General features: G+C 57.8%; 7 protein-coding genes. 5 read left to right on the top strand and 2 right to left on the bottom strand.

Going from position 1 to position 12,958, the window contains the following annotated elements:
- Positions 1-90: 90 nt before the first annotated feature.
- Both AC4FIA_RS09680 and AC4FIA_RS09675 read left to right on the top strand, forming a co-directional pair.
- Complete coding sequence (locus AC4FIA_RS09680; protein WP_490365680.1) at positions 91-1,134, top strand: hypothetical protein; 1,044 nt, start codon at positions 91-93, stop codon at positions 1,132-1,134.
- 59 nt (positions 1,135-1,193) lie between these two features.
- Entirely contained in the window at positions 1,194-2,486 is a 1,293-nt protein-coding gene (locus AC4FIA_RS09675; RefSeq protein ID WP_490365679.1) for an O-acetylhomoserine aminocarboxypropyltransferase/cysteine synthase family protein, read from the top strand.
- 137 nt (positions 2,487-2,623) lie between these two features.
- Here the strand turns inward: AC4FIA_RS09675 and AC4FIA_RS09670 are convergent, their stop codons facing one another.
- A complete protein-coding gene (locus AC4FIA_RS09670) occupies positions 2,624-4,057 on the bottom strand; it encodes an NAD(P)(+) transhydrogenase (Re/Si-specific) subunit beta (RefSeq protein ID WP_490365678.1) in 1,434 nt (477 codons plus the stop codon).
- Positions 4,058-4,074: 17 nt separating this feature from the next.
- Positions 4,075-5,646 carry a Re/Si-specific NAD(P)(+) transhydrogenase subunit alpha gene (locus AC4FIA_RS09665; RefSeq protein WP_490365677.1) on the bottom strand — a complete coding sequence of 524 codons (1,572 nt, stop codon included), beginning with the start codon at positions 5,644-5,646 and terminating at the stop codon, positions 4,075-4,077.
- A gap of 615 nt (positions 5,647-6,261) precedes the next feature.
- Between AC4FIA_RS09665 and AC4FIA_RS09660 the strand changes: the two genes are divergently transcribed.
- The 3 genes from AC4FIA_RS09660 to AC4FIA_RS09650 all read left to right on the top strand — a co-directional run bounded on the left by AC4FIA_RS09660 (position 6,262) and on the right by AC4FIA_RS09650 (position 12,950).
- Positions 6,262-7,014, top strand: coding sequence for an SDR family NAD(P)-dependent oxidoreductase (locus tag AC4FIA_RS09660; RefSeq protein WP_490365676.1), 753 nt, complete (start codon positions 6,262-6,264; stop codon positions 7,012-7,014).
- 30 nt (positions 7,015-7,044) lie between these two features.
- Positions 7,045-9,285, top strand: a complete 2,241-nt coding sequence (locus AC4FIA_RS09655) for a xanthine dehydrogenase family protein molybdopterin-binding subunit (RefSeq protein WP_490365675.1) — start codon at positions 7,045-7,047, stop codon at positions 9,283-9,285.
- Between the two features lie 209 nt (positions 9,286-9,494).
- The gene (locus tag AC4FIA_RS09650) at positions 9,495-12,950 is read left to right on the top strand and encodes a Hint domain-containing protein (RefSeq protein ID WP_490365674.1); all 3,456 of its coding nucleotides are present in this window, start codon (positions 9,495-9,497) and stop codon (positions 12,948-12,950) included.
- The last annotated feature ends 8 nt before the right edge of the window (positions 12,951-12,958 follow it).

Genomic DNA, 12,958 nt, shown 5'->3' with positions numbered 1-12,958 from the left:
AACTCTCTGCTTTATCGAACGGGTTCTTCCCGTGGGGATCATTTACGCCTATAGTTGCCGCAACAAAGACAATACGTTGAACAGGCATCCATGGCGCGTAAGAAAACCACGGCGAAACCCAAAGCCACAGCCGCCGCAAAACCCGCAGTTCCCGACCATGTGAACGTGATGATCGTCGCTCAGGCCGGACGTCTGCAGTGGGAAGCAGCCCTGTTTGCCCTGTCCTTTGCGCAAAGCGGCACGTCCAAGCGGTTCCGCCTGTTCATCGCCGAACCTGCCGAAGGGTACAAATGGCCCGGAGAGCCAGGCATCCGGAACAACGAATTGCGCGAGATGCTGACCGAGTTGGGCGCAACATTTGTCACCTTTGAAACCCATCACTTCGGCCCCACCTATCCCTATGGCAACAAGATCGAGGCGCTTAAGGCGCTGCCCAAAGGCGAACCTTTCATCTTTTTCGACACAGACACGCTGGTTCTGGATGCGCTGGACAAGGTGCCGTTCGATTTCGACAAACCCACAGCCTCGCTCCGCCGTGAAGGCACTTGGCCTGTTCTGGAACTCTATGGTCCGGGCTACACGGACATCTGGAAATCGCTTTATGACAAGTTCGGACTAAAGTTTGAAAGCTCGCTGGATCTGTCCCAGCCCGACGAATACTGGCGCCGCTATCTCTATTTCAACGCGGGCTTTTTCTACTACCGCTGCCCGCACGAATTCGGCGATAGATTCCTCGAATACGCTCTGGCCATCCTGAAAGACCCGCCACGTGAACTGGTCTGCCAGAGCCTTGATCCATGGCTCGATCAGGTCGCCCTGCCATTGGTTATCCATGCATTCGGTGGCGGGCGCGATGCTTTGCCCGAAGGGCTGTTAGACGGCAGCGTCACCTGTCACTACCGCGTTATCCCGCTGCTTTACGCCCGCGAAGACGACAAGGTTGTGAATACACTTCAGGCGATTACAGCGCCCAATAAAATCAAGAAAATCCTGAAGAATTACGATCCCTACAAACGGATGATCTATCAGGGACGCGGCGACAAAGTGCGTGCTATGTTCGACCGCAATGACCTGCCGCGCAAAGAACAGGCGATCCGCAACCGGATCAAATCCGCGGGTTTCTGGATGCGCTAGGGCTTGCATGTCAGACATCACGCGTTGCTAATGTCCTCCGTAACCAATGGGAGGCATTGATGACTGAAGATTCCACACCCGGATTCGATACGCTTTTGATCCACGCGGGCGCCCGCCCCGATCCGGCCACTGGCGCACGCCAGACCCCGATTTACCAGACCACGGCCTATGTGTTCCGCGATGCCGAACACGCTGCCGCACTGTTTAACCTGCAGGAAGTCGGCTACATCTATTCCCGCCTGACGAACCCCACTGTCGCCGTGCTGCAAGAACGCATGGCTGCCCTAGAAGGCGGCGTTGGCGCGGTATGCTGTTCGTCCGGTCATGCGGCGCAAATCATGGCGCTGTTCCCGCTTATGCAGCCCGGCTGTAATGTCGTTGCCTCGACCCGTCTTTATGGCGGCACGGTCACGCAGTTCAGCCAGACAATCAAACGTTTCGGTTGGTCGGCCAAGTTTGTCGACTTTGACGATACAGATGCCGTTGCCGCCGCTATCGACGACAACACGCGCGCGATTTTCTGTGAATCCATCGCCAACCCCGGTGGCTACATCACCGATCTCGATGCGATCTCGAAGGTCGCCAACGATGCGGGCCTGCCCCTGATCGTCGACAACACCTCGGCAACTCCCTACCTCTGCCGCCCGATCGAACACGGCGCGACACTGGTTGTGCATTCCATGACAAAGTACCTGACGGGCAACGGCACGGTCACGGGCGGTGTTGTTGTGGATTCCGGCAATTTCGACTGGTCGGCATCCGACAAATTCCCGTCGCTCAGCGCGCCGGAACCTGCCTATCACGGCCTGAAGTTTCACGAAACGTTCGGACCCTTGGCCTTTACCTTCCACGGCATCGCCATCGGCCTGCGCGATCTGGGCATGACGCTGAACCCGCAAGCCGCGCATTACACGCTGATGGGGGTCGAAACCCTGTCCTTGCGGATGCAGCGCCATGTTGAAAACGCGAACACCGTGGCCTCATGGCTGGAACAGCACCCAGCCGTCGAGCGCGTCACATACGCGGGCCTGCCTTCGTCCCCCTACTACGACCGTGTCGAACGTATCTGTCCGAACGGCGCAGGCGGGTTGTTCACTGTGGCGCTGAAAGGCGGCTATGACGCTTGCGTCAAATTCGTCGATAGCCTTGAACTGTTCAGCCATGTGGCCAACCTTGGTGACACCCGTAGCCTCGTGATCCACTCGGCCTCAACCACGCACCGCCAGTTGACACCGGAACAGCAAACCGCAGCCGGTGCGGCACCCAACGTGGTTCGTATCTCAATCGGGATCGAAGACGCGAAAGACCTGATCGCGGATCTCGGCCAAGCCCTGGACAAAGCGTCCAGCTAACCATCTGCGCGGCCCGAGGCCGTAAGCCGGAGGCGACAGGCCGAGATATCGAGCGCGTGGGCCACAGGCCCGCGCACCACTTACAAACAAAAAACCCCGCGTCTCCGCGGGGTTTTCTTTGTCTTATGCGAACCAAATCAGGAAATCTTGGTCAGCAGCTCATCCAGCGACTTCTTCGCGTCACCATAGAACATGCGCGTGTTGTCTTTGTAGAACAGCGGGTTCTCGATGCCCGAGTAACCTGTGCCCTGACCACGTTTCGATACGAACACCTGCTTGGATTTCCAGCATTCCAGAACCGGCATGCCAGCGATGGGCGAATTCGGATCTTCCTGCGCGGCAGGGTTCACGATGTCGTTCGAACCGATAACGATCGAGACGTCTGTTTCCGGGAAGTCCTCGTTGATCTCGTCCATTTCCAGAACGATGTCGTAAGGCACCTTCGCTTCGGCCAGCAGAACGTTCATGTGGCCCGGCAGACGACCCGCAACGGGGTGGATCGCAAAGCGCACATTCTTGCCTTTGGCACGCAGACGACGGGTCAGTTCCGCGACGTTCTGCTGAGCTTGGGCAACCGCCATACCGTAGCCCGGGATGATGATGATGCTGTCTGCATCTTCCAAAGCCTGAGCAACGCCATCAGCGTCGATTGCGATCTGTTCGCCTTCCACTTCCATAGCCGGACCAGCCGCACCACCGAAGCCACCAAGGATAACGCTGATGAACGAACGGTTCATCGCTTTACACATGATGTAGGACAGGATCGCACCGGACGAACCAACCAGCGCACCAACAACGATTAGAAGGTCGTTGCCAAGGCTGAAGCCAATCGCGGCCGCCGCCCAACCCGAGTACGAGTTCAGCATGGACACAACAACCGGCATGTCCGCGCCACCGATACCCATGATCAGGTGATAGCCGATGAACAGAGCTGCCAGTGTCATCAGTGCCATCGGCACCACGCCACCTGTCTGGAAGTACCAGACCAAGCAGACGATCGACAGAAGTGCGGCAGCTGCGTTCAGCAGGTGACCACCGGGCAGCTTGATCGCGGCCGAGTTCACCTTGCCCGCCAGTTTGCCATAGGCAATGACAGAACCTGTGAAGGTCACAGCACCGATGAAGATACCAAGGAACAGCTCGACCCGCAGGATCGAAATCTCGACACCATCTTTCTTCGCCAGAAGTGCTGCAAAGCCCTCAAGCGATTTCTTGGCCGTGTCGTCCATAGACATCACGTTGCCCAGCTCGATGTGCGCGTTGAAACCAACGAACACAGCGGCAAGACCAACCAGAGAGTGCATCGCCGCAACCAGTTCCGGCATCTGGGTCATCTGAACCCGCTGCGCCAGTTGGAAGCCAATCACGCCACCCAGCGCGATCAGGATCAGCGATACATACCACAGGCCCGCACCCGGACCGACCAGCGTCGCTGCCACAGCCAAAGCCATGCCCACGATGCCATACCATACAGCGCGTTTCGCGCTTTCTTGGCCCGACAATCCCCCAAGCGAGAGAATGAAGAGAACCGCTGCGACAACGTAAGCCGCTGTTGTGAAACCGAATTCCATTGTTTCTACCCCTCAGCTTACGATTTCTGGAACATGGCGAGCATGCGCCGTGTCACAAGGAAGCCGCCGAAAATGTTGATGCCTGCCATGAAGACCGACAGACCGGCCAACAGGATCACAAGGAACGAGCTGGACCCGATTTGCATCAGGGCACCCAGAATGATGATCGACGAAATCGCGTTGGTGACAGCCATCAGCGGTGTGTGCAGCGAATGCGACACGTTCCAGATGACCTGGAAGCCGACGAAGACCGACAGAACGAACACGATGAAGTGCTGCATGAAGCTGGCCGGTGCAACCAGACCAACACCAAGGATCAGGGCCGCCATGACACCCAACAGGGTTACCTGCTGTTTTGTCTGGGCCTTGAACGCCGCAACTTCTTGCGCGCGCTTTTCTTCCGGCGTCAGTTCCTTGGCTTTTTCCTGCGGCTTCGCAGCAATCGCCTGAACTTTCGGCGGCGGCGGCGGGAAGGTCACAGCCTTTTCATGGGTGATGGTCGCGCCACGGATGACGTCATCTTCCATGTTGTGGTTTAACTGACCGTCTTTTTCAGGCGTCAGGTCTGTCATCATGTGACGGATGTTTGTCGCGTACAGTGTGGACGACTGTGTGGCCATACGGCTCGGGAAGTCGGTGTAACCGATGATGGTTACGCCATTTTCCGTGACGATCTTCTCGTCCATCACGGTCATCTTACAGTTGCCGCCCTTTTCAGCCGCAAGGTCGACGATAACCGAGCCCGGTTGCATGGCCTTAACCATGTCCTCGGTCCACAGTTCCGGCGCTTCGCGGTTCGGGATCAGCGCTGTGGTGATCACGATGTCCACTTCCGGCGCCAGTTCGCGGAACTTCTTCAACTGCGCTTCGCGGAATTCCGGCGATGAAACAGAGGCATAGCCACCTGTGGCCGCGCCGTCCTGCTGTTCTTCTTCAAAGTCCAGATAGACGAACTCAGCGCCCATGGATTCAACCTGCTCGGCCACTTCGGGACGAACGTCGAACGCCAAGGTGATCGCGCCCAGCGATGTGGATGTACCGATGGCGGCCAGACCGGCAACACCGGCGCCCACAACCAGAACCTTGGCGGGCGGTACCTTACCAGCAGCCGTCACCTGACCGGTGAAGAAGCGGCCAAAGTTGTTACCCGCTTCGATTACCGCGCGGTAACCGGCGATGTTTGCCATGGACGACAGCGCGTCCATCTTCTGCGCGCGGCTGATACGCGGAACCATGTCCATCGCGATGACAGAGGCACCAACATCAGCGGCCTGCTTCATCAGCGCTTCGTTTGCAGCCGGATAGAAGAACGAAATCAGCAGCTTGTCAGCTGTCAGAAGTTTCACTTCGTCTTCGGTCGGCGGGCGAACTTTGGCAACGACGTCAACCGTTTTCCAAAGATCAGCAGCCTTGGCGATAACTTCTACGCCCGCTTCGGCATATGCCTCGTCGGAGAACCCAGCGGCAGCACCCGCGCCGGATTCAATCGCGCAATCATACCCCAGTTTCTGAAGCATCTTCGCCGAATCCGGGGTCATCGCTACACGCGCTTCGCCCTCCAGAATTTCCTTTGGCGTCCCTATTTTCACGGTCTCTGTCCCCTCTCGTGTCAGAACAAGCCTATTGATGCACTGCACCACCAACCCTTTTGGGTCCGTGATACTGACCTACCACAGCCAGTGCGATGCAGCCATAGACCATAACAAACAGCAAAGCAAAAGCCACATTGCGCTTTGTTGCGTAACGACATGCTGCGCCGCAATAAATGTACCTTAACGTCTCACCCCTTAGGTCCGGATCGGACCCTTTGGCCCGCAATGCGGGTGAAACTACAGCAACGAACAGAGGCAAAGTCAGCAATCCGTAAGCGAACTAAGTCCGGAGTGTAGCCAATCGCCTTTCACGGTAAGCCCCGAGAATTGTTTCGTTTTCCACCGTTCGCCCTGCCTTTCTACACCAAAATTTGGCGGGCCAAACAAATTTATTTCGCGGTTTCAAATAGATAACGATATACAAGTGTGTACAATTGCATGCCATTCCGAGCACTGACAAAAAGTCGCGGACCTGCAGGCAAAAACTTTTCTGCAATTCCGGATTTTCACAACGTTGCGTCACTCAAATCGCCAAATTGGCGAATCTCTTCGCGCTCTACTTGCAGTGTTTGCCCCCTGCGATACGCTGCCGGAATATGAGGGAGGAACACCATGGATTTGTCAGGCAAACACGCGCTTGTCACAGGCGGCGGAACAGGTATCGGACTGGCTATTGCACAGGCACTGGCCAACGCGGGCGCCGAGGTCACGATCACGGGGCGCAGGCTCGAAGTTCTACAAGATGCCGCCAGTGACCGCATTCATCCTCTGGCCATGGACGTCAGCGACGAAGCTTCAGTGGTTAACGGTTGCGCCGAGGCCGTCGCCGCACGCGGTCCGATCCAGATCTGCGTGCCGAACGCAGGCATTGCCGAAGGTCGCAGCATTCTCAAGACCGATCTGGATTTCTGGCGCAACATGATGGCCATCAATCTGGACGGTGCGTATCTGACGATCCGTGAATGCCTGAAATCGATGAAAGATACCGGCTGGGGCCGCGTTATTGCGGTGTCATCTATTGCCGGCGTGAAGGGGCTGAAGGGCGCGCCCGCCTATTCGGCCTCGAAACACGCGATGATCGGACTGATCCGTGGGCTGTCGGCGGACTATGCCGGACGCAACATGACTTTCAATGCGCTCTGCCCCGCCTATGTAGATACCGAGATCATAACGCGGAACGTGAGTTCGATCATGGAGCGTACCGGCGTCGATGAAGATAAGGCACGTCACATGATGGTGGGTCTAAACCCCCACGGCAGGTTGATCGCCCGATCCGAGGTAGCTGACGCTGCGTTGTGGTTGTGTGGCGATGGGTCGGCCAGTGTAAACGGTCAGGCGATCCAGATCGCAGGCGGCGAAGTCTAGGCGGCACAGACAAAACAGGGGGCAAGCACAGTGGCAAGCATCGGTACAATCGCACGCCGGACATTTCTGTTTGGCGCTGCCGCCGTCGCGGGCGGGGTCGCCTTTGGTGTCTGGCAGGTCAAAAAGGACCGCCCCAATCCCTTGCAACTTGCCGAGGGCGAAACCGCTTTATCCCCCTTTGTTGTTATCGACAGCGACGGCGTGATCATTGTCACGCCGCGCGCTGATATGGGCCAAGGCACACAAACCACACTGGCCGCCCTTGTCGCGGAAGAACTTGATATCGCTTGGGAGGATATCCGCGTCATCCACGGGCCGCCGTCGAAAGTGTATTACAACCACGCTTTGTTGGCCGACGGTTTGCCGGGCAAGACATACGAACACTCTGCCTGGGCGCGCGCGTTTGGTGACGCGCTTGGCGGTGTCGGCAAACTTCTGGATTTGCAGGTCACTGGTGGCTCGACCGCTATGAAGGACGGGTTCGAAAGAATGCGCATCGTCGGCGCGACCGCACGTCAGTTGCTGGTGAAAGCAGCGGCAAACAGGCTGTCGGTGCCTGTAGGTCAATTAAAGACGCAGGACGGACAGGTCATCGCGCCAGACGGCACCGCCATTCCCTACCCCGATCTCGCCGCCGAGGCCGCACAGCTGGAACCGGATGATGTTATTCTGCGCGATCCATCCCAATGGCGTTATGTGGGCACATCGATGCCGCGTCTGGATGTGCCCGCGAAAACAAACGGAACGTTGCAGTACGGCTTGGACATCCGTCTGCCTGACATGCGCTTCGCAAGCCTTCGCAAAGCACCGTTCGGCGCGCGTGGCGTTGCCTCTTATGACGCGAGCGCGGCGCTCGCGCTGGATGGGGTGGATAAGGTTGTCGAATTGGACAGCGGCCTTGCTGTCATCGCATCGAACACATGGTTGGCAATGAAGGCCGTCAACATGATCGATGTCGACTGGGACATGGACGATGGATCAATCGACACCGACATGGCCTTTGCAGTATTGACCCAAGCGCTTGATACAAAGCCCAATTCCAAGATGCGGGACGACGGCGATGCCGACAGCCTGCCGGATGGTGCGACCGAAATCACAGCCGATTATCAGGTGCCATATCTGGCCCACTCGACGTTAGAGCCGATGAACGCAACGGCTTGGGTCACCGCTGACGGGCTTGAAGTATGGGCAGGCAATCAGGCCCCACTTTTCGGACGGACAGCCTCCGCAAAAGCGGCTGGACTGGATGAAGACCGCGTGACCCTTCACACCCCCCCGATGGGCGGCGGCTTTGGCCGACGAGGCGAGATTGATTTCATGGTCGCAGCCACCCAGGTTGCCATGGCCCTGCCCGGCGTTCCGGTTCAAACCGTCTACAGCAGGGAAGAAGACTTTGCCCACGACTTCTATCGTCCGGGCGCGGTTGCGCGGCTGCGTGGTGCGGTTCAGGATGGCAAACCTGTTTTGTTCGATGCCGCGGTCGCCGTGCAGTCCTGTACGCAGCAAGTGATGGAACGCTGGCTGGGTTTTGCGCCGTCAGGTCCCGACAAAGTGGCTGTCGAAGGCCTGTTCAACCAGCCCTACGCCATCCCGAATTACCGCGTCACCGGACATCTGGCAGATTTGGATATCCCCGTGGGGTTCTGGCGATCTGTCGGCAATTCCCACAATGCCATTTTCCATGAATGTTTTCTGGATGAACTGACCATCGCAGCAGGAGCCGACCCGCTACAAGCGCGGCTGGATTTGATGCAGCCAGAGGACCCGGTTTCGGCCAAGGTTCTGGCAGCTGTTCGGGACATGTCCGGCTGGACCGGTCAGACGCCCGACGGTGTGGGACGCGGCGTGGCGTTTTGCCATTCCTTCGGGACACCCGTCGCACAGGTCGTTGAGGTACACCAGACAGACGCAGGCGTCAAAATCGCCAAGGTTTGGATTGCCTGCGATGTCGGCACTGCGCTTGATCCGGACAATATCCGCGCGCAGATGGAGGGTGGATGCCTGATGGGCCTGTCCTCTGCCATTGGCGAGGAAGTGACATTTAAAGACGGTCAGGTCGACCAGCGAAACTATGGGGCGTACCCGCTGATGCGCATAAATTCCGCGCCGGACGTCGCGGTGGAAATCCTACAGAACAACCCCGCTCTGGGCGGTGTCGGAGAGCCCGGAACACCCCCTGCGGCCCCTGCCCTGGCAAACGCCATTTTCGATCTGACAGGCGTCCGAATCCGGTCTTTCCCGCTGGGCAATACGGTGAAATTCGTCGCGTAATTCCCCCTGAAAATGCACCATAATCAGCGGTTTTCACCGGATTTCCCCTAGAAAACCGTGCCGGATCACATTTCAGCCGCATTGTCGCCAGATGCGTCCCTAAAGTTGCCTCAATGTATCTTTAGATACACACGTGAACGTCCCGCAGTGCGTGGATGAGTAACGGTATGAGGATCGGCAGCGTAGCCTGCTGAATTAGGGTAGAAAAGTTGGCAACGTACGAAGTCCAGTTTTACACGGTTGATCCGAACGGGATTATTCCGACCGGTACCGGCCAACAGTTCACCTGGACCACTGCCGACTATGGCGGCTACGCCATCATCACCGACAACGAAACCAACGGCGGCGACCTTTATCTGGACGATGACAGCGCTGGGGGCGAACAGGCCACAGCAACTGTTGTCGTTGGAACGTCACAGGTAAATACCACCGTTGACGCCGAAATGGTATGGACGGTTACGGATAACGTCACCGGCGAAACCTTCCAGATTGTCCAGTTCGAAGTCGAAGGATCCGGCGGGGGTATGTACACCCTTTCCGAGGTTCCGCTGATCGAAGGCCGTTCGTATACGGTCAACGCATACGACTCGAACCCCAACGCTTCTGCTGGCGACGCGGCCTTTACCTATGCCGACTATGTCGTTGGTGACGATATTGTCGAAGGCACCTCGGGCAACGATTACATCGATGCCAACTATTCCGACGCCGAAAACGAACGCATCGACGAACCCGAAAGCGCGACAGGCGCTGACAGTGTTGTTGCGGGAGCTGGCGACGATACCGTGTTCGCAGGCGTCGGCGACGACACCATTCACGGCGACGCGGGCAACGACCAGCTAAATGGCGAAGCGGGCAACGACCAGATTTTCGCAGGCACCGGCAATGACACCGTGTCCGGCGGCGACGGAAACGACAGCCTTTACGGTGCGACAGGAAGCGACTCGCTTTCTGGTGATGCCGGAGACGACGTCATTTACGGCGACAGCAGCGTCGAGACGCTGAACTGGGTCTTTGAAGGTGATCAAGGCACAGACCTGACCGCTGGCTTCACCCAGAACACCGGCGATATCGACGTTTCGGTCAGCTTCTCGACAACCGATCCCGCAAACGCGGATTTCGAAGTCGACACACAGAACGATCAGTATACCGAAGCTGGCGAACCGTTTGTTGAAAACTCGTCACTGTTTATCTTTGGTCAGGGCGCCGCCTATACGTCCACCACAACGATCGACTTTGCGGCGGCGGCAGGTTCTACGGTTTCTGGCGAAGTCGAAAACGTCACCTTCCGTATCAACGATATCGACTGGGGTGACGCGAACCACACCGATATCGTTACCGTTCGTGCCTACGACGCGCTCGGCAATGAAATCGTTGTCACGCTAACCCCCAGTGGCGGCGACACGATCAGTGGCAACACGATCACCGCAAACACAGTCGCCAACGCGACCTATGATGCGGATGGGTCTGTCCTTGTTGAAATCGCGGGCCCCGTATCGTCGATCGAGATCGACTATTCGAACGGCCAAAGCGGTACACAGGGTATCTGGCTGACCAACATCCAGTACGAAACTGTCCCGACTGCGGGCGGCAACGACACCCTGTTGGGCGGCGACGGCAACGATACGCTTTATGGTGAATTCGGCGACGACTTCCTTGATGGCGGTCTTGGCAGTGACACCCTGTTTGGTGGCGACGGCAACGACTATCTGCTGTCGACTAGCAACGACGTAGCAAACCAGCCGAATTATCTGGACGGTGGTACCGGCAACGACACCATCGAAATTTCCGGTGACTTGACAGGTCTGGACACCATCCTTGGTGGCGACGGCATCGACGAACTGCGCCTGTACCCAAGCGACGGGCGCGACCTGAACGTCGATATGACCACCGGCACAACGTCGGATGGCATGACCGGCGCACAAGAGTTTTCGGGAATCGAAAACGTCACCACCGGCGAAGGCAATGACACCGTCACGGGAGATGCAGGTGACAACGTCATCGCGACCAACGGCGGCGACGACTCGATCCTTGCTGGCGACGGCAATGACACACTCTGGGGTGGCACAGGCAGCGACACGCTTGAAGGCGGAGCCGGTGCTGACATGCTCAACGGCGACAGTGGTATGGACTATGCGTCCTATACCACCTCTGACGCTGCTGTTTATGTTGACCTTGGCACCAATACCTTTACCGGCGGTCACGCGGAAGGCGACCAGAACTGGGGTGGCCTTGACGGTATCATCGGCTCCGACTTCAACGATACGCTGATCGGTTATGACGGGTCTGGCGCCGACTGGACCAACGCCATCTACGGTGGCGCGGGCGACGACTATATCGATGGTATGGGGTCGGACGACTCGCTTTACGGTGAAAGCGGCGCTGACTCGATCATCGGCGGCACCGGCAACGACTATATCGACGGTGGCACCGAAAGCGATACGCTGGTCGGTGGTGAAGGTGGCGATACATTCGTCGGCGGCGACGGCTTTGACTACATTGATTACACCGGCTCGACCGCAGGTGTTAACGTTGATCTGAGCACCAACACATTCTCGGGTGGTGACGCGACAGGCGACACCATGGTCGACACGGTCGAAGGTGTTTGGGGTTCGGATTTCAACGACTCGATCACGGGTGCTGACGTTGGCCCGTCCAGTGACAACCTTATCGACGGTGGTGCGGGCGACGATACGCTAAGCGGCCTAGGTGGCAATGACACCATCGACGGCGGCATCGGCAACGACAGCATCATCGGTGGCACCGGCGCTGACCTTCTGGGTGGTGGCGATGGCAACGATACGATCGTCGGCTCGGAAAACGACACGATCCTTGGTGGCACCGGCGACGACTACATCCAGCTTGAGGATCTGGGCGAAGCTGGCAGCGGCACGATCACCATCGACGGTGGCACCAGCAACCAGACAACAGGCGACACGCTTGATCTGAACGGCCTTGCCGACCGCTCGACCCTGATCCGCAATGTGGATGAGGTGACCGGCGAAACATCCGGCTCGGTCACGTTGCTGGACGGGACAATTGTCACCTTCAGCAACATCGATCAGGTCATCTGCTTTACGCCGGGCACACAAATCCTGACCGAAACAGGTTTCCGCGCAATCGAAGACCTGAAGGTCGGCGATGGGCTGATCACAATGGACAACGGCATTCAGCCGCTGGCTTGGATCGGCTCGCGGTCGGTTCCGGCTGTGGCCAACTTTGCCCCGATCCGCATCACCAAAGGTGCGCTGCCCGGTTTGGAAAACGATCTGGTCGTCTCGCCCCAGCACAAAATGCTGCTGTCCGGTGGTGACGTAGACCTGCACTTTGGCACCGACGAAGTCTTTGCCCCCGCAGCGCATCTGGTCAACGGTGACACGATCCGCCGTGAAGAAGGTGGCATGGTCACATACATCCACCTGATGCTGCCGCAGCACGAGGTGATCTTTGCGGAAGGGGCCCCGACTGAAAGCTTCCATGTCGGCAAAATGGGCCTGAAGTCGCTGTCGGCTGAATCGAAAGAAGACCTGTTTGATGCGTTCCCGCATCTACGCTTCAACCCCGACGCATACGGCCCGACAGCACGCCGTTGCCTACGCAGCTATGAAACCGCAATCCTGACTGGCAGCATTCATGCAGCGGATGAAGATCAGACGGTAGCTGCCTGATAAAAAAG

Source organism: Thalassococcus sp., assembly GCF_982780845.1.
Note: the sequence above shows the minus strand (reverse complement) of the source record. Positions and strands in the feature narration are given on the sequence as shown.

Coding starts and splice junctions, on each gene's coding strand:
- AC4FIA_RS09680 (WP_490365680.1), top strand. CDS start 91: ATGGCGCGTAAGAAAACCACGGCGAAACCCAAAGCCACAGCCGCCGCA.
- AC4FIA_RS09660 (WP_490365676.1), top strand. CDS start 6,262: ATGGATTTGTCAGGCAAACACGCGCTTGTCACAGGCGGCGGAACAGGT.
- AC4FIA_RS09675 (WP_490365679.1), top strand. CDS start 1,194: ATGACTGAAGATTCCACACCCGGATTCGATACGCTTTTGATCCACGCG.
- AC4FIA_RS09670 (WP_490365678.1), bottom strand. CDS start 4,057: ATGGAATTCGGTTTCACAACAGCGGCTTACGTTGTCGCAGCGGTTCTC.